This is a genomic window from Microlunatus sp. YIM B11417 (assembly GCF_059617205.1).
Genome location: NZ_JCAMPJ010000009.1, coordinates 21131 through 36505, shown reverse-complemented (window position 1 = coordinate 36505; position 15375 = coordinate 21131). Strand labels below are relative to the sequence as shown.

Below are 15375 nucleotides of genomic sequence, written 5' to 3'. Positions count from 1 at the left end.
CCGGTCGCCCGTCAAAGCCGGTCGATGGCTCCTCGCAGAAAGGTGTCGCGACGTTCGGCGATGGTCGACGGCCCGACGGGTTCACCCGCCTCGAAGCCGGGATAGCCCTCGAACACGGCGGGAGTCCTGAGCGCGGCGATGGCGTCCCAATAGGCAAGGTTGACCGCGGGCCGCCCGGCCTCCTGCTGCCAGCCTTCCAGGACGTGGTCGATGGTGTCGACGCCGAAGGTGATCGCCATCTGCAGCCGCAGGTTGCCAAGATCGACACCGGGACTGCCGGCGCCCGCGTCCTTCCAGTCGATCAGCGCGAAGCAGTGGTCGCCGTCCCAGCGCGTGTTGCCCCACCAGACATCACCGTGGACGAAGACCGTTGGCTCGGCAGGGACGCCATGATCACGAATCCGCTCGTCCGCGAGGTGGAGGAGTGGCGTCGAACGTGGAGCCCGGACCACCCGCCTCGCTCGCTCGATCGACCCACCTGTGGCCTCACACCAGGCGCGGAGCACCGCTTCCTTGTCGTCGTCCGCGCTGATCTCGTAGAGCGCCGCCCAACGACGGTCACCTGCCGGATCGCTGGGCGACATGGTCCAGCGCCGGTACGGCAACTCGGGAGGCCTGGGCGTCAGCGGGACCGCGTGCACCTTCGCGACGGCCGCGCCGAGGGATCGAAGCTGTGCCGGGGAGACCGACGTGGGCAGCCGACTCGTGCCGGGCAGGCACGTCTCGAGGGTGGCCGACGCTCCGGTCGCCGCGCCGCCCAGGTCAGCGGCGATCAGACGCGGCGCCGAGAGCCCTGCCTCCTCGGCGAGCCGCAACGCAGCGGCCCCGGTGGCGATCGGCTGCGGGCCGATCGAGCCGCGCTGCCGGACGGCGCGGAGCACGACCTCGTGCACGGTACCGTCGCACTCGACGCGAAGCAGCCAGGGCCCGAAGCCGTCGTGCATCCCTTGCACGGTGAGGATCCTCGCGCCGGGACCGATGGCCTCAGTGCTCCAGTTCAGCGCGGCTTCGCTCGGCTGCACAGCAGCCAGCCTGCGTCGCCCCGCCCTGTCTGTCAACGAGATTGATCATCGTGGACCTGCCCGGAGCGAGGGCGCGCCCGCAGCCACGTGGGAGTTCGCGCCATGATGGTTCCCGTGCTGCCGTTCGGCGAGGGTTCGGGGGCGGCGGGTGGCTTCGTACCCCGCCGCCGGGCTTGGGTACGGCTCGACAATGCGTCCAACATCTTTCTCGCGGCTCGCAGCCATGCCGATCCGAAGGTGTTCCGGCTCAGCGCGGAACTTGATCATGTGGTGGATCCGCGCCTGTTGCAGGCGGCGCTCGATGCGACGTACGACCACTACCGGCTCTACCACGCCGTGCTGCGACCCGGCGTGTTCTGGTACTACCTGCAGGACAGCGACCTGCGCCCGTTGGTCACCGCCGACCACCAGTACACCTGCGCGCCGATCTATCGAGTGGACCGGCGCAACCTGTTGTTCCGCGTGCTGCACCATGATCAGCGGATCATCCTCGAGGTGTTCCATGTGCTGTCCGATGGCATCGGAGCGCTCTGGTTCCTGTCCGATCTGATCACGTCCTACGTCGGGTTGCGGTACCCCGCCGAGCGGTCGGTCGAGGACCCCGACGGGCCTGGCGAACCGAGCGAGTTCGGCGCGGTCGTGTCCGGTTCCGCGACCGTCGGCCAGCGGTCGCTGGTTCCCGACAGCTTCAGTCACTACTTCCGCCGTCGCCGGCCGGCGAACAAGACCCGGCCCGTGCCCGGCGGTGAACCTGACCCGACCGGGCCCGTGCGCCGGAGGGTCCATCGGGTCCGGGGAACCCGTACGCCCGACGGTCGGCCGCGACTGGTGGAACTCACGATGCCGGCGCGGCAGGTGCTGGACCTGGCCCGGCTGGAGGGCGTGTCGCTCACCATGTACCTGACCGGTTTGCTCTTCGAGTCCGTCCGCGCAGCCTCGGGTGGATCGGGTGCGCGCACGCTGGCGGCCTCCGTTCCGGTGAACCTGCGCCAGTTCTTTCCCTCGGCGTCGCCGCGGAACTTCTTCGCGACGGTCCGGGTGGAGCACACGTACGGCGAGGGCGCCGCTGATCTCGGCTCGGTCTGTCGCGAGCTTGATCAACAGTTCCGCCGGAAGGTCACGGCGGAGTCGCTGGATCGTAAGGTGCGCCGGTTCCTGCGGTTCGAGCGGATGCCGGTGCTGAGGGTGGTGCCGCGTCCGCTCAAGGACGTGATCTTGGGAATGATCAACCGGGGCAGCAATCGCGGCCTGACCGTCGCGGTTTCGAATCTGGGTCGGGTCAGCCTGCCGGAGCCGGCGGGTGCCCACGTCGGGCGGATGCTGTTCCACGTGTCCGCCGTCCGCCCACAGATCTGCGTCGTCTCCCACGCCGGTCTGCTCACGGTGAGCTTCACCTCGCCGTTCGTCGAGACCGGCCATGTCCGGGCGTTCGCCCGTCGGTTGACCGCCGTAGGGGTCGAGGTGACCGTCGCGGCGGCGCGCGTGACCGAGGCCGAGCTCGCCGAGGTCGAATCCGCGGAGGCGCAACGGTGAGGCGGTGCATGGGCTGCGCCCTGGACATCGAAGGCGACTGGAGTCGTTGCCCGCTGTGCTCGGGCCCCGTCGCCGGGAAGGCGGGACGGAGTCCGCTGCCGGCGGTGCCGCTCACGTTCTCACGCCGCCGGGTGCTCCGGGCCCTGTTCCTCACCTCGATCGCGGTGATCGCGGCCTCGTTCGGCGCTCAGCTGCTGTTCCATCGGGAGTTCGGCGACCTCGGGGTCCTGCGCTCGGTGTGGCTGGGCGTGAGCACCATGTGGCTGGTGGTGTTGATGGCGGTACGGAAGCGCCGCAACGTCGCCAAGGGCACCGTCTACCTGGTCACCCTGGTCGGGCTGGCCTGCGTGTACTGGGACTATCTCACCGGGTGGTACGGGTGGTCGCTGACGTACGCGGTGCCGATCATGTGCGCCTGCTCGGTCGTTGCCCTGCTGATCACGGTCCGGGTGATGCGCATCGAGGTCGGCGACCACATCCTCTACAGCGGGTTGACGGTGCTGCTCGGGTTGGCTCCGCTCGGGTTCCTCGCGTTCGGATGGGTGCACAACCCGGTGCCGTCGGCGATCTGCGGATCGCTCAGCCTCGTCACGCTGGTGGCCCTGCAGATCGTCAGCGGTCCGGAGGTTCGTCACGAGCTCGTCAAACGCCTGCACCTCTGACTCGGCAGGATCCGGTATCCGTCGGCCGACCCGACGGGTCTTCGCTGCGGCCGGCCGTGAAGATCAACTTTCCGGCAGTACGGGACGCCGATCCCGTCGCAGCGCAGCACCGAGGGTCGTCAGGACGATACCGACCGCGCCGACCACCAGGGCGATGATCATGAGAGCGGCGTCGCGGGGCAGGACGGCACAGCCGGCCGAGGTTTCCTCGTAGTCGCAGGAGCCGCTCCCTTGCGGCGGCGACTTCTGCCCCTCCTGGCGCCGGCCGCCGGAGAGGCGGCCGGCGGGTCGGCGAGGCTACTCGGTGGCGGCGGTGTTGCCGGCCAGGGCGACCGGATCGTCCTGCCGCGGCTTGGTGTTGTCGGTGCCGCCGAACCGGGCCAGGAACTCGTGGCAGCGCTGGGCCCGGGCGGAGTCCTCGGCCATGACCTGCTCGAAGAACGCGGCGATCTCGTCCTGGCCGGCGTTCTTGGCGTCGCGGACGTACTGGCCGTAGTCGTGCCCCGCCTTCAGGGCGTGGTACTGCACGGAGATCAGGTCGAACGTGACGTCGTCGAAGCCGGTCTCGCCGGTTGCCATGATCATCGTCCTTTCGTCGTCGTGCCAGGTCTCAGAATCCGCGGCCGCGCGGGCCGTAGATGCCGCCGTAGTAGGTGCCGAGGATCCCGCGGTACTCGTGATCCGGCGTGGCGGTCTCCTCGCTCGGCGGCGGGGAATCCTTGACCTGGTCCTTGGTGAGGTCGAGGTAGACCTTCTCGTTGTCGGCGTCGACCCGGTCGATGGTGCCGGCCGGCAGGACGACCTGGCGGCCGAAGATCCACGGTCCGGTGTCGACCACGATCCAGCTGCTGCCCTCGTCGGTCGCGCCGTTGACGATCTTCCCGATGCCGCCGTCGGTCGCCTCGACCTCGAAGCCGACCAGGTTCTCGGCCTGCAGGCCGGTCTCGCCGGCCATGGCCCGGAAGCTCCAGGCCTCCCAGTTCTCGGTGTTCACCATGCTCACTCCCTCTTGCGGTCTTTCGTTCCAGGAGGTGTACGTACCCGGCACCGACGGTGATCAACCCGAGCCGGCCGACTCGGACCATGATCATCTCGGCCGCTCCGAAGTGGGTACGTCACCGTCGACAGTTCTGATCGAGGAGGTAGATCGATGATGGAGCGCACAGTGCTGCATGTCGTGCCGCGCCGCGGGCATTGGCACGTCGAGAAGGACGAGGTCGGGGTCGCGACCAGCGACACCAAGGAGAAGGCGATCGAGCTGGCTCGCGAGGCGGCCGGCCGGGCCAAGCCGTCCCAGGTGGTCGTGCACGGCGAGGACGGGCGGATCCAGGACGAGTTCACCTATCAGGACGACCCGTTCCCGCCCCGCGGCTAGCTCGAACACCGCGATCGCGCCGAGGGTGTTTCCGCACCGCCCGGGCGGGTACGTCCATGGCGAGGGACGCAGGGCGTTCCTCGGTCGGGTGCTTCGACGCGTTCACGGCCAGGTTCCCGTCCCCGTGGCCTTGCTGGACGCGTCGGAGCCACTCGGCTTTCGAAGGCGAGGTGTGCGATGGCGCAGACCGAGTTTCACGTCGTGCCCAGGTCCGGTCGCTGGGAGATCGTGCGGGACGGCGAGGTGCTGGAGGTGTTCCACACCAAGCGTCCTGCCCTCGAGGCGGCGATGGACCGCGCTGCCGCATGCCAACCGGCGAAGGTGATCGTGCACGGTGACACCAGGGTGGTCGAGCGTCGCCGAGGCGGCGGCAACAACACCCGCGGAGCCCCGGCGGCTTGAAACGCCGGAGCCGGATGTCTGAGCCGACCAAGCTCCGGGTACCAGACAGGGTCCACGACCGCCAGGCGTCGTCGGCCGGACGTGATCATGAACCTGCGGCGACGTCACTCCACCTGAGGAGGGATCATCGTGACGGCACCTGCCGCCTACCCGGCCCAGCTGTGGGCCGACCTCTTTCGCCGGAGCGGGCCCTGGTGCTCGGTCCACTACGACGCCGGTACGGGCACGGTGGACAGCCGGCACGCCCAGGACGTCATCCCGGACCACCTTGCCGACGCGTTGCGCGGGCAGGGCGCCGACGAGGCCGATCTGACCGCGATCGTCGACGCCGTCCGGCCGGCCGCCGGCGAGAGCGGCCCGGCGGCCCGGCTGCTGCTGGCCGAGTCCGGCGAGGTACGCCTGGACGAGCTGCTGGTCGGCAGCGAGGCGGGAGCCGGCTTCGCGACCGTCGGCCCGGTGCCCGAGGTCCTGCCGCTGCTGCGTCATGATCAACATCGCTTCCCGTACCTGGTCGTGCTGGCGGGCCGCGACGGCGGCGAGGTACGGCGGCACAGCGCACACGGGCAGCGGCCGGAGCCGGTCACGGTCACCGGATCCCGGGAGAACCTCACCAAGAATCCGCGCGGCGGCCGGTCGCAGGGCCACTACCAGCACCGCACGGAGGAGATCTGGCGCCGGAACGCGGGTGCGCTGGCCGAGGCCGTCGAGGAGGCCCGCCGGCTCGACGGTGCCCGACTGATCGCGGTGATCGGCGACGCGCACGCGGCGCAGTCCTTGATCACCCAGCTGCCACCCGCCGCGGCCGACCTGGCCACCCGGATCGACACCATTCCGGACGGTAGTGAGGACGACGAGGCATTGCGGGAGAGGCTGGACGAACTGATCGCCGAACTGTACGGCCGCGCCGAACAGGCGGTGCTGGAGCAGTTGAGCGAGACCGAAGGGCGTCAGCGGCGGGGCGGCGTCACCGGGATCGGGCCGGTCGCGGCGGCCCTGCAGCGGGCCCAGGCCGATGTCGTGGTGCTGACCGACGAGCCGGCCGAGGAGCACCTGGCGGTGCTCGACGCGGAGCCCTGGGTTGCGCCACCAAACGGCGAGACCTACGGCGCCCGGGTCCTGGGCGAGACGGAGGCCCGCGGCGCCCTGCTGCGGGCTGCCGCGCTGAGCGACGCCGACGTGGTACTGCTGCCGCCGGGTGCCCTCCGGTCGGTCCTGGCCGACGGCGACGAGGCGGCGGCGCTGCTCCGCTGGACCTCCGAGACCGGCTGACCTGCATCCCGGAGACGCCGTCGACTCGGGTTGGTGCAAACGTCGGCGACCGTGAACGCCCTACGGGTGCGGCTGCGCGGTTCGGCGGCGACGCGGCATGATGGGTCCCGATGCCGGACCAGCCGAGGACCCGCCCGCTCGCGTACCGCACGCGGCTGGTGCTGGCTGTGCTGTTCGGCCTGGTCGTGGCCGGTGTGGTCGGCATGCATCTGCTGTCGGCGGACCATCGGCTCGCCACTCCGGAGCCGTCCGGGCACGGCGAGGTGGCGTCCGCGGCGCACGCGCTGCATGAGCCGGCCACGTCGGCGCTGACCCAACCGACGATGGACGAGTTCGGGTGCGGTGACTGCGGCGACCAGGTCATGATGCTCGGCTCCTGTCTGCTCGTCATGGTGTTCGGGCTGCTCTGGGGGATCGTCCGGCCGGCCCGCGGGAGTTCCTGGCCCGCTCCGCCGCCCGACTGGCGGCGCGCCCCCTTCCTGGAACCCCTGACGCGCGATTTCCGTACCGCGTTGACCCACGTCGAACTCGCGATCAGCCGGACCTGACGGCGACCGGCCGTCAGCCTCGACGACCCGATCCGGCACCAACGCTCCAGCCGTCGGGGACGCTGTCTCGGCCCGTCACCGTCCGGAGCGGACTTGCTGCGTGGCCGGCTGGAACGGCTGCGCCGCGCGGCCTCACCCTTGAACAGGACGATCGATGAATCCCAACTTTCGAAGCATCCGCGCGCCCTGGCGGCGGATCGGGCTCACCGCCGCGGCAGGAATGATCGTGATCGGCGGAACCGCCTGCGGCAGCAGCGGTACGGACCCGATGGCCGGCCACTCGATGCCGCCGACAGCCGCCTCCGGCTCGCCCTCGGCGTCGGCCGAGAAGCCGGCCAACCGGGACGACGTGGCGTTCGCGGCGATGATGATCCCGCACCACGAGCAGGCGGTCTGGATGAGCGACACACTGCTCGCCAAGCAGAGCCTCGATCCCGAGGTGAAGGCCCTTGCCGAACAGATCCGGGCTGCTCAGCAACCGGAGATCGACACCATGAAGCGGTGGCTGGTGGACTGGGGCACCCCGCCCGATCACAGCCAGATGGATCACGGCGACGACGGCGGCGGCATGATGACTCCGGAGGAGATGCGGGAGCTGCGCGACGAGACCGAGGCCGGTCCGGCGCAGCGGCAGTTCCTCGAGGCCATGATCAAACATCACCGGGGCGCCGTCACGATGGCGCAAGCCGAGGTCGAGAAGGGCAAGAACGCCGAGGCGATCGCGCTCGCGAAGACGATCATCAGCACCCAGCAGCAGGAGATCACCACGATGGAGGGCCTCCTCGATCGGCTCTGATCTCCGTGATCCGAGCGACCCGGCCGAGGGAGCACGGCTGCCCGGCCGGGTCCGATCGCCCCCGGTGACTTTCGTCCCTTCCGGCGCCTTCACACGCGTCGTGGGATCCGTTTCCTGGCCGTACGACGAGGTGCGGCCGCGATCGAGCAGCCGGTGCAGACGTGCGCCCTTCTTCGATCGTGCAGGAGCCGATCTGGGGGGATCGAGATGGCCATTGACGCCGCATTGTTCTCGGGGTCCAAGTGTTACTTCTTCAAGGACGATCGCTACCTCCGGGTCACGCGGGGTGACGTCGGACCGGGGGTCGTCGATTCCGGTTATCCGCGCCGTATTTCCACGGGGTGGGGCTGGCCGGGCGGTTTCGGCGCGGACGGTATCGACGCCGCGCTGTATTCGGGGTCGAAATGCTACTTCTTCAAGGATGATCGCTATATCCGGGTGACCCGGGGCGACGTCGGTCCCGGGACCGTCGACCCCGGCTATCCGCGTGGCATCGGGACGTGGGGCTGGCCGGGCGGATTCGGTGCGGACGGCATCGATGCCGCGCTGTATTCGGGGTCGAAGTGCTATTTCTTCAAGGATGATCGCTATATCCGGGTGACCCGGGGCGACGTCGGCGCCGGGACCGTCGACTCCGGTTACCCGCGCCGCATCTCCGTCGGGTGGAATTGGCCGGACGGCTTCGGCGCGGACGGCATCGACGCCGCGCTGTACTCGGGGTCGAAATGCTACTTCTTCAAGGGCGATCGCTATATCCGGGTGACCCGCGGTGACGTCGGTCCCGGCACCGTCGACCCGGGCTATCCGCGTCCCCTGTCGGTGTGGGGCTGGAATCGTGAACTCGCCGTCGTCCATTTCAAGTCGCTGTTGCCGGTCGACGCGACGATGCGGAGCTACCTCGACACCCAGTTCGAGGAGATGCAGCGCCTGTTCGCCCGCTCCCGGATCGACGTACGGCGCGGCACCACCGAGGACCTGAGCGGGGACGACGACCTGGACCCGCTGCTGGCGCTCGACGTGGGCGGGTGCTTCCTCGGCCAGCCGACGGACGAGCACGACGATCTCTTCGCGCACCGCAACAACGCCCGCGACACCGATCTGGTGGTCTACGTGGTGGACACCCTGGTGGGCGGTTCCGGCAATCTGCTGGGCTGCGCCACCCATCCCGACGACCAGCCGGGAGCGGCCATCGTCGACAACGTGAGCGCGCGCTGGCTCACCGCCCACGAGGTCGGCCATGTGCTCGGGCTCCGGCACGTCAGCGGGCCGTCGGCCAGTTCGGACGACCTGATGTGGCCGAACGTTGGCTGGACGAACGTGCCGCCGGACGTCTCGTCCGGCGAGGGCAGCACGATGCGCTCCAGCGACTACACCCGCCCGATCCCGTTCGGCTGACGGTCGGCGAAAGGAGGCCATGATGGCGAAGTCACTCGCCGAGCTGCGCGAGCAGCTCAGCTCGATCGAGGCCCGCGAAGGCATGTACGAGGGGATCGGCCCGGCCGAGGTCGACACGCTGGCCCGGATGGTCGAGGAGGAGCCGGAGGACTGGCTGGCCGCGCGCGCCGTGCACGCGCTGAGCCGGATCGAGTCCGGTGCAGCCCGGGCGGCGGTGGCTTCGGCCGCGGAGAGCCCGCGGATGGAGGTCAGGGTCGCCGCGGCGACCTGCGCCGCCGCGCTGCCGGTGCCGGACGCCGACGACATCCTGGCCCGGCTGCTCGACGATCCGCAGGCCGGCGTCCGCAAGTTCGCGGTCCGGGCCACCTCGGCGCGCAACGGGGAGGCGATCAGAGCCAAGGTCCGCAGCATGGCGACCTCGGAGGCCAGCGCGTCGCTGCGCCGGGTCGCGGCCCGGAAGTCGCAGGGCGACCAGGAGGCCTAGCTGTTCGACGCGGGTCCGGCCCCGACCCGCTGGTACGCCTCGTAGGCCGCCAGCCAGGCGGTCCGGAGCTGCGGCGGATGCGCAGGCTGGACGCAGAACTCGTTGCCCTCGGGATCGGCCATCACCACCCACGGCTGATCACCCTGGCCCACGTCGACCCGCGTCGCGCCCAGGGCCTCGAGCCGGGCGACCTCGACCGCCTGGTCCTCAGGACGAAGATCGAAATGGAGCCGGTTCTTGATCGTCTTCGGCTCAGGCACCTTGATGATCAACAGATCCGGGACGACACAGTCCTCCCGGGTGCCGGCCGCCGGCTCGACCACCCACTCCGGATCCTCGTCGTGGCTGATCACCCAGCCGAGTGCCTCGGCCCAGAACCGGGCCACCGGTCCGGGGTCGTGAGCGTCGATGACCGTTGCGCCGATGCGAAGTCCCATGGCCGATCACCGTAGGCGCCGCGGGTCGGCCCGTCCACGGAGTTTCGCCGACTCACCCCGGCCCGGCGCTGGCCCGGGCGGCGTCGCACTCGGCGCAGTGATCATCCGGCCCGTGCAGGAACAGCAGCGGATCCTCCCGCAGCCGAGGTACGACAGCGTCCACGATGTCCCGGGAGCGGACCAGCGTCGCCCGGGCCCGGCCGACCGGGCCGACGGCGGCGCGGCCGGCGAGCCAGTCGGCGACCAGCGCGAACCGCTGGCAGCAATGATCATTCTCCAGGTACGGGACGCGCACCGGCACGCCGTCGCGGAGAACGGTGCACGACTTCGGCAGCCGGTACGGCACCTCGGCGATCAACTCGGCCAGGTGGAGCGTCGTGTTCGCCGTGTGGTCGACGCCCAGCAGCAGCACCTGGCCGTCGAGGTCGTACACCCGGCCGACGGGGCTCGCCGGGAGGTGCGGCGGCAACGGCAGCGGATCGGCCGTGATCAACTCCGCCGCCGGCCCGGCCGCAGCGAAGGCCATCGGATGATCACTGCGCCGCACGCCGGGCTGGCGCCGGAACGTCTCGGCCACCACACCGAGATCGGCATCGGCCGGCGTCGACGCCGGATCGAACGGTTCGTCGTCGCTGCCGGTCCAGGACGGCATCACCAGCGTGCCCTCCGGTCCGAGAGCCGATCGCAGGGCGGCGATCAGCCCGGCCGGGCCACCTTGCACCGGCCGGACCGCCCGGAAGGAGGTGTGCACCAGCAGTACGCCGCCGGGCTGCACGCCGAGTTCCAGCAGTTGCGCCGTCAGTTCGGCACCGCTCAGTTCGTCCATCCCCGCAAGGTAATCCACGCCGCGTCCGCGGCCGAGCCGATTACGCCGGCGGCAGATCAGGCGGCGCGCACCTGCGGCAGCACCTCGTCCCGATAGAAGTCGATCATGGCCCGGTAGTGCGGTCCCATGTTCGACACGTACAGCTCGTCGACGCCGGCCTCCCGGTATTCCTTGATCGCCGCCAGGTGTGCTGCCGGGTCCGGGCCGCAGGGGACCGAGCTCCGGGTCGATTCCTTCGTGACCAGCGTGGACGCCTGCTCGAAATGCCGCGGCGACGGCAGCACCTGGGCCAGTTCGCCGGGCAGGCCCGCGTTCGCCCAGAGCCGGTGGGCGATGTCGGCGCCCTCGTCCTCGGTCGAGGCGAAGCAGACCTTCAGTCCCGCCTGGGTGGGCTTGCCGCCGCTGCGTTCCTTGAAGCGGTCCAGCAGTTCCCGGTCCGGTGACGTGGTGGCGAAGCCGTCGCCGATCTCGGCGGCGACGTCGGTGGCCTCCGGCCCGAACGCGGACACGTAGATCGGCGGCGGCTGGTCCGGACGCGTGTAGATCCGGGCGGTGTCGACGGTGTAGTGACGGCCCCGGTGCGAGACGAACTCCTCGGTCCAGAGCCGCCGGATCACGTGGACCGCCTCGGCCAGCATCTCCAGCCGTACGTCGACGGTGGGCCAGACGTCACCGAGCACGTGCTCGTTGAGCGCCTCGCCGGACCCGACGCCGAGCCGGAACCGGCCGTTCAGCATCACCGCGCTGGTCGCCGCGGCCTGCGCGATGATCACCGGATGGATCCGTACCGTCGGGCAGGTGACCGCCGTCGTCACCGGGAGGTCGCAGACCTGGCTGATCGCGCCGATCAGTGACCAGACGAACGGGCTCTGCCCCTGGGCGTCGTTCCAGGGGTGGAAATGATCACTGATCCAGAGCCCGTCGAAGCCGGCCTGCTCGGCGAGCCGGGCCTGCTCGATCAACTGGTCCGGGGTGTGCTCCTCGGTGGACAGGAAATAGCCGCACCTCATGGTGACCTCCTCGGGTCATCGGGTGGTCGAGAACCCTCAGGTATCCGGCCGCGGCGCCCGCCAAACCGTACTCAGATCCAGCGGCGGCGCTTGAAGATCAGATAGCAGCTGACGTCGGCGACGATGATCACGACGGCGATGACGGCCCAGCCGAAGTCCGACTGGACCAGCGGCAGGTTCTGGAAGTTCATCCCGTAGAGGCCGGCGATCAGGGTCGGGATCGCGAACAGCGCGGCGAGCGCCGAGATGGTGCGCATGTCCTTGTTCTGCCGGGTGGCGACGTTGCTCTCGTGGCTGGAGATCACCGCATCGATGGACCGCGAGTGATCATCGGCCATCGCCGCGGTGCCGGCCAGCCCGTCGATCAGATGCTCCAGGTACGGCTCCAGCCGCTCCCGGTCGACCGCGAGGTCGGACAGGTGATCCCGGCCGCCCTCCAGTGCGGCGGTGAGGCCGGACACCGCGCGGTCGACATGGCCGATGTTCTGCCGGACCCGGTAGATCTCGTGCACGTCCTCCCGGGTGTCGGCGTCGAAGACGTCGTCCTCGATCCGTTCCAGTGCGGTCTCGATGTCGGCGGTGGCATGGGTGTAGCGAGTGGTGATGTCGGCCATGATCGTGTACGCCGCGGCAGCCGGCCCGGCGCCCACGTCGTGCCGCCGGTCACCGAGAACCGCCTCGAGGTCCGCCGCGTCGTGCCCATTGGTGTGCTGGACGGTGAGCAGCCAGTGCCCGGCGAGGAACAGGAAAACCTGGCTCACCGCGAGCATCCCGTGGTCGGGCACCAGATCCCAGACGACGACGAACAGGTGGTGCTCGTAGCGCTGCACCTTCGGCTGCTGCCGCCCCGACAGTGCGTCCTGGACGGCCAGCGGATGCAGCTGCAGCGGCTCACGGAGCCGGTCGAGCGTCTCCCGGTCCGGGTCGGTCAGATCGATCCAGGCGAACCCCTTGCACGTCTTGGCCCTGTCGAGGGCCGTGGAGAGTTCGTCGAGATCGTGCTTCGCCTCGATCTCGCCTTCCGCGTCGAGCACCAGGATCCGTTCCGGCATGCCGGATAACTACCCACGAAGACGTACCGGCAATCCGCGGCGGGGATTCCTGTCTGGCGACCGCGGGGACTGGGTATCTCAGGAGGTCCGAGGCCGCACGGTAGGGAGTCGATCATGAGAACAGAACTACGGAAGTGCTCGGTACGTGAGCTGCTGCTCGAACTGAACCGGATCGAGAAGCAGATCCTGGCCACCCGGCTCTACGACCAGCCGGAGTCCGGCTGCGCCGCCGTCAACCCGCGCCTGGTCGAACTCGCCGACCGCGAGCGCGCGATCACGGTCGAGCTCGCGGGACGCCGGCCCAGTCTGAACGAGTGGTTCGCGCACCGGCTGCTGGACGTCAGCCGCACCTGAGCCGGCGTTTCGGGCGGTCGCCGGCCGGGTACTGCGAGGCCAGTCATCACGAGAGGAGCCGGTCATGCCGGACGAGGACGTCGTCGAGTTGATCATGAACGACCACCGCGAGGTGGAGCGTCTTTTCGAGGCACTGCGGACCCGGCCGGCGGACCGGCCGCTGTTGATGCCGCAACTGGCGTCGCTGCTGATCGCGCACAGCCGGGCCGAGGAATCGGAGGTCTACCCGGTGGCCCGCGACGAGGCGGGGGAGACCGAGGAGGTCGCGCACAGCCAGGAGGAACACGAGCAGGCCGATGCACTGCTCGGCGAGCTGGCCGAGCTGGATCCCGCCGGCGCGGAGTTCGACGCGAAGCTGGAGGAGTTGATCGAGGGCGTCACCCATCACGTCGAGGAAGAGGAGGCGACGGTGCTGCCGGGCATGCGGGAACGACTGTCCGATGCCCGCCGCGCGGAACTGGGCCAGGCCTTCAGCGAGGCCCGGGCCGCCCATCTCGGCGACCAGCCGGGCGGGGAGACCCGGGAGGAACTGGTCCAGAAGGCACAGAACCTCGGCGTCGAGGGCGCGGGCTCGATGAGCAAGGACGAAGTGAAGGAACAACTGCCCAGGCCCTAGGAGCACCGCCATGGCGCTGACCGCCGAAGCCGGCTGAGCCGATGCCGACCCGGACCGAGTCGGGACGACTGCGGCTGGTCACCCTGAACACCTGGGGCATCCGGGGTGACTGGCCGCGCCGGCTGGAGATCTTCCGGTCCGGCTTCGCCGGTCTCGACCCGGATGTGATCACACTCCAGGAGACGATGCTCGGCCCGGACGTCGACCAGGCGGCGGCGATGCTGGGGCCGGGCTATCACCTCGTCCAGCAGCGGGAGCGGGAACCGGACGGGCAGGGGATCACCACCGCGAGCCGGTGGCCGGTCGGTCGGGTGCTGGAGCTGGACCTGCACCTGACCGACCGTACCCACGACTTCGCCTGCACCTGCCTGATCACCGAGATCCTGGCCGCGCCGCCGATCGGCCGGCTCTGGGTCGCCAATCACTTCCCGGACTACCAGCTCGACCACGAGTACGAGCGCACCCTGCAGACGGTGCTGGTCGCCCGCGAGTTGGAGCGGCTGGTCCGCGAGGCGCCCGGGCACGTCCTGGTCGCCGGCGATCTCGACGGGGACGCCGACTCGGACTGCCTCCGGTTCTGGACCGGCCGGCATGTCATCGACCGGACCAGCGTCTGCTACCGCAGTGCCTGGGAGTCGTACCGGCCGGGCGAGCCCCTGGCGACCTATCCGCCGGAGAACCCGTGGTCGGTCGACCCGGACTGGCCGTTCCGCGGGATCGACCACGTCCTGGTCCGCTGCGACCGGCACGGGCCCACTCTCGCCATAGACCGCGCCGACCGCTGCTTCGACCGCGGCCCGACCACCGCCAGCGACCACTATGGCCTGGCGGTGGACCTGGCGGCCTGGCCGGACCCCGACCGGCCCGTTTCGTCCTGATCAGGACCGGGTACGGGAGGAGTTCAAGAGAACCGACACGAAGGAGGGTTCGATGAGCTTCGCGGACAAGGCCAGAGAGAAGGCCGATGAGGTCGCCGGCAAGATCAAGGAGGCGGCCGGGGACGCAACCGACGATCGGGATCTCGAGAACGAAGGCCGGGACGAGCAGGTCAAGTCGAAGGCCCAACAGGCCGGCGAGCAGTTGAAGGATGCCGCCGAGAAGGCCAGAGATCGCATGACCGATCGGTAGTCCCACCCTGCGGGCGGGTGGCCACGGGCACGGTCCGTGGCCACCCGTTCCTGCTCAGTCCTGGCCGTGCTTCTCCAGCCGGTCGTTGATCAGGTCGACCTTCGCCTCCAGCCGCTCCATGTCCTCGGCGTCGACCTTGAAGATCAGATGCTTGGCGCCGAGCAGCAGGATCGCCTGGAACACCAGCTGCAGCCATTCGCTCTGCCAGTTCTCGAACGTGCTGGCGAGGAAGTTGGGCCAGTACTCGGCCCACGTGAACGGCTGCCCGTGCTGGGCCTGGACGCTGCTGAACTCGCTCAGCTGCATGAGGAACTGGCCCACCCAGGAGCCCAGGAACAGGATGATCAACACGTACACCGCGCCCCAACGCCGCAGCGGCTTGTTCCGTCGCCGCTGTGCGTCCTGCGACAGCGGCACGTCGGATTCGGTCTTCGGTCTGTTCATGATCATGGAATACCCCGCCCTC

General features: G+C 69.8%; 22 protein-coding genes. 14 read left to right on the top strand and 8 right to left on the bottom strand.

The genetic code is table 11. The features are described from left to right. Positions 1-11 precede the first annotated feature (11 nt). On the bottom strand, positions 12-1022 hold the full coding sequence (locus AC6CCG_RS28785; protein ID WP_496658221.1) for an aminoglycoside phosphotransferase family protein: 1011 nt from the start codon (positions 1020-1022) through the stop codon (positions 12-14). A gap of 102 nt (positions 1023-1124) precedes the next feature. On the opposite strand from AC6CCG_RS28785, the gene AC6CCG_RS28780 reads away from it, so the two are divergent. Both AC6CCG_RS28780 and AC6CCG_RS28775 read left to right on the top strand, forming a co-directional pair. Then, complete coding sequence (locus AC6CCG_RS28780) at positions 1125-2555, top strand: alcohol acetyltransferase (RefSeq protein ID WP_496658220.1); 1431 nt, start codon at positions 1125-1127, stop codon at positions 2553-2555. A gap of 104 nt (positions 2556-2659) precedes the next feature. Further along, on the top strand, positions 2660-3217 hold the full coding sequence (locus AC6CCG_RS28775) for a DUF6320 domain-containing protein (protein WP_496658219.1): 558 nt from the start codon (positions 2660-2662) through the stop codon (positions 3215-3217). A gap of 297 nt (positions 3218-3514) precedes the next feature. Here the strand turns inward: AC6CCG_RS28775 and AC6CCG_RS28770 are convergent, their stop codons facing one another. Both AC6CCG_RS28770 and AC6CCG_RS28765 read right to left on the bottom strand, forming a co-directional pair. Then, the gene (locus AC6CCG_RS28770; RefSeq protein WP_496658218.1) at positions 3515-3802 is read right to left on the bottom strand and encodes a hypothetical protein; all 288 of its coding nucleotides are present in this window, start codon (positions 3800-3802) and stop codon (positions 3515-3517) included. A gap of 25 nt (positions 3803-3827) precedes the next feature. Next, complete coding sequence (locus AC6CCG_RS28765; protein WP_496658217.1) at positions 3828-4214, bottom strand: PRC-barrel domain containing protein; 387 nt, start codon at positions 4212-4214, stop codon at positions 3828-3830. Between AC6CCG_RS28765 and AC6CCG_RS28760 the strand changes: the two genes are divergently transcribed. The 8 genes from AC6CCG_RS28760 to AC6CCG_RS28725 all read left to right on the top strand — a co-directional run bounded on the left by AC6CCG_RS28760 (position 4213) and on the right by AC6CCG_RS28725 (position 9486). Continuing rightward, positions 4213-4371 carry a hypothetical protein gene (locus tag AC6CCG_RS28760; RefSeq protein WP_496658216.1) on the top strand — a complete coding sequence of 53 codons (159 nt, stop codon included), beginning with the start codon at positions 4213-4215 and terminating at the stop codon, positions 4369-4371. The genes AC6CCG_RS28765 and AC6CCG_RS28760 overlap by 2 nt on opposite strands. Then, the gene (locus AC6CCG_RS28755; protein ID WP_496658215.1) at positions 4368-4592 is read left to right on the top strand and encodes a DUF2188 domain-containing protein; all 225 of its coding nucleotides are present in this window, start codon (positions 4368-4370) and stop codon (positions 4590-4592) included. Before AC6CCG_RS28760 ends, AC6CCG_RS28755 begins: the two co-directional genes overlap by 4 nt. A 177-nt stretch (positions 4593-4769) precedes the next feature. Further along, on the top strand, positions 4770-4994 hold the full coding sequence (locus AC6CCG_RS28750; RefSeq protein WP_496658214.1) for a DUF2188 domain-containing protein: 225 nt from the start codon (positions 4770-4772) through the stop codon (positions 4992-4994). A gap of 129 nt (positions 4995-5123) precedes the next feature. Continuing rightward, a complete protein-coding gene (locus AC6CCG_RS28745; protein WP_496658213.1) occupies positions 5124-6263 on the top strand; it encodes a baeRF2 domain-containing protein in 1140 nt (379 codons plus the stop codon). Positions 6264-6373: 110 nt separating this feature from the next. Then, on the top strand, positions 6374-6811 hold the full coding sequence (locus AC6CCG_RS28740) for a hypothetical protein (protein ID WP_496658212.1): 438 nt from the start codon (positions 6374-6376) through the stop codon (positions 6809-6811). Positions 6812-6965: 154 nt separating this feature from the next. Next, positions 6966-7607 (top strand): DUF305 domain-containing protein, encoded by a 642-nt coding sequence (locus AC6CCG_RS28735; RefSeq protein ID WP_496658211.1) that lies wholly within the window; start codon positions 6966-6968, stop codon positions 7605-7607. A 153-nt stretch (positions 7608-7760) separates the two neighbouring features. Beyond that, positions 7761-9002, top strand: a complete 1242-nt coding sequence (locus AC6CCG_RS28730; RefSeq protein WP_496658210.1) for a hemopexin repeat-containing protein — start codon at positions 7761-7763, stop codon at positions 9000-9002. Between the two features lie 19 nt (positions 9003-9021). After that, positions 9022-9486 carry a HEAT repeat domain-containing protein gene (locus AC6CCG_RS28725; protein ID WP_496658209.1) on the top strand — a complete coding sequence of 155 codons (465 nt, stop codon included), beginning with the start codon at positions 9022-9024 and terminating at the stop codon, positions 9484-9486. Here the strand turns inward: AC6CCG_RS28725 and AC6CCG_RS28720 are convergent. The 4 genes from AC6CCG_RS28720 to AC6CCG_RS28705 form a co-directional block, all read right to left on the bottom strand. Further along, on the bottom strand, positions 9483-9923 hold the full coding sequence (locus AC6CCG_RS28720; RefSeq protein WP_496658208.1) for a VOC family protein: 441 nt from the start codon (positions 9921-9923) through the stop codon (positions 9483-9485). The two genes, AC6CCG_RS28725 and AC6CCG_RS28720, sit on opposite strands and share 4 nt — an antisense overlap. 52 nt (positions 9924-9975) lie before the next feature. After that, positions 9976-10749, bottom strand: coding sequence for an AAC(3) family N-acetyltransferase (locus AC6CCG_RS28715; RefSeq protein WP_496658207.1), 774 nt, complete (start codon positions 10747-10749; stop codon positions 9976-9978). A gap of 56 nt (positions 10750-10805) precedes the next feature. Continuing rightward, on the bottom strand, positions 10806-11759 hold the full coding sequence (locus AC6CCG_RS28710; protein ID WP_496658206.1) for a TIGR03557 family F420-dependent LLM class oxidoreductase: 954 nt from the start codon (positions 11757-11759) through the stop codon (positions 10806-10808). Positions 11760-11830: 71 nt separating this feature from the next. After that, on the bottom strand, positions 11831-12811 hold the full coding sequence (locus tag AC6CCG_RS28705; RefSeq protein ID WP_496658204.1) for a CorA family divalent cation transporter: 981 nt from the start codon (positions 12809-12811) through the stop codon (positions 11831-11833). A 114-nt stretch (positions 12812-12925) separates the two neighbouring features. On the opposite strand from AC6CCG_RS28705, the gene AC6CCG_RS28700 reads away from it, so the two are divergent. The 4 genes from AC6CCG_RS28700 (at position 12926) to AC6CCG_RS28685 (ending at position 14909) form a co-directional block, all read left to right on the top strand. Next, entirely contained in the window at positions 12926-13165 is a 240-nt protein-coding gene (locus tag AC6CCG_RS28700; RefSeq protein ID WP_496658202.1) for a hypothetical protein, read from the top strand. 64 nt (positions 13166-13229) lie between these two features. Further along, entirely contained in the window at positions 13230-13781 is a 552-nt protein-coding gene (locus tag AC6CCG_RS28695; RefSeq protein ID WP_496658201.1) for a hemerythrin domain-containing protein, read from the top strand. Between the two features lie 41 nt (positions 13782-13822). Then, complete coding sequence (locus AC6CCG_RS28690; protein ID WP_496658200.1) at positions 13823-14659, top strand: endonuclease/exonuclease/phosphatase family protein; 837 nt, start codon at positions 13823-13825, stop codon at positions 14657-14659. Between the two features lie 52 nt (positions 14660-14711). Beyond that, complete coding sequence (locus AC6CCG_RS28685; protein ID WP_496658199.1) at positions 14712-14909, top strand: CsbD family protein; 198 nt, start codon at positions 14712-14714, stop codon at positions 14907-14909. Between the two features lie 54 nt (positions 14910-14963). Here AC6CCG_RS28685 and AC6CCG_RS28680 read toward each other — a convergent pair whose 3' ends face one another. Continuing rightward, positions 14964-15359 carry a DUF6766 family protein gene (locus tag AC6CCG_RS28680; RefSeq protein WP_496658198.1) on the bottom strand — a complete coding sequence of 132 codons (396 nt, stop codon included), beginning with the start codon at positions 15357-15359 and terminating at the stop codon, positions 14964-14966. Between the last annotated feature and the right edge of the window lie 16 nt (positions 15360-15375).

Coding starts and splice junctions, on each gene's coding strand:
- AC6CCG_RS28690 (WP_496658200.1), top strand. CDS start 13,823: ATGCCGACCCGGACCGAGTCGGGACGACTGCGGCTGGTCACCCTGAAC.
- AC6CCG_RS28710 (WP_496658206.1), bottom strand. CDS start 11,759: ATGAGGTGCGGCTATTTCCTGTCCACCGAGGAGCACACCCCGGACCAG.
- AC6CCG_RS28740 (WP_496658212.1), top strand. CDS start 6,374: ATGCCGGACCAGCCGAGGACCCGCCCGCTCGCGTACCGCACGCGGCTG.
- AC6CCG_RS28715 (WP_496658207.1), bottom strand. CDS start 10,749: ATGGACGAACTGAGCGGTGCCGAACTGACGGCGCAACTGCTGGAACTC.
- AC6CCG_RS28695 (WP_496658201.1), top strand. CDS start 13,230: ATGCCGGACGAGGACGTCGTCGAGTTGATCATGAACGACCACCGCGAG.
- AC6CCG_RS28725 (WP_496658209.1), top strand. CDS start 9,022: ATGATGGCGAAGTCACTCGCCGAGCTGCGCGAGCAGCTCAGCTCGATC.
- AC6CCG_RS28755 (WP_496658215.1), top strand. CDS start 4,368: ATGATGGAGCGCACAGTGCTGCATGTCGTGCCGCGCCGCGGGCATTGG.
- AC6CCG_RS28720 (WP_496658208.1), bottom strand. CDS start 9,923: ATGGGACTTCGCATCGGCGCAACGGTCATCGACGCTCACGACCCCGGA.
- AC6CCG_RS28680 (WP_496658198.1), bottom strand. CDS start 15,359: ATGATCATGAACAGACCGAAGACCGAATCCGACGTGCCGCTGTCGCAG.
- AC6CCG_RS28765 (WP_496658217.1), bottom strand. CDS start 4,214: ATGGTGAACACCGAGAACTGGGAGGCCTGGAGCTTCCGGGCCATGGCC.
- AC6CCG_RS28760 (WP_496658216.1), top strand. CDS start 4,213: ATGCTCACTCCCTCTTGCGGTCTTTCGTTCCAGGAGGTGTACGTACCC.
- AC6CCG_RS28750 (WP_496658214.1), top strand. CDS start 4,770: ATGGCGCAGACCGAGTTTCACGTCGTGCCCAGGTCCGGTCGCTGGGAG.
- AC6CCG_RS28705 (WP_496658204.1), bottom strand. CDS start 12,811: ATGCCGGAACGGATCCTGGTGCTCGACGCGGAAGGCGAGATCGAGGCG.
- AC6CCG_RS28780 (WP_496658220.1), top strand. CDS start 1,125: ATGATGGTTCCCGTGCTGCCGTTCGGCGAGGGTTCGGGGGCGGCGGGT.
- AC6CCG_RS28770 (WP_496658218.1), bottom strand. CDS start 3,802: ATGATCATGGCAACCGGCGAGACCGGCTTCGACGACGTCACGTTCGAC.
- AC6CCG_RS28685 (WP_496658199.1), top strand. CDS start 14,712: ATGAGCTTCGCGGACAAGGCCAGAGAGAAGGCCGATGAGGTCGCCGGC.
- AC6CCG_RS28735 (WP_496658211.1), top strand. CDS start 6,966: ATGAATCCCAACTTTCGAAGCATCCGCGCGCCCTGGCGGCGGATCGGG.
- AC6CCG_RS28700 (WP_496658202.1), top strand. CDS start 12,926: ATGAGAACAGAACTACGGAAGTGCTCGGTACGTGAGCTGCTGCTCGAA.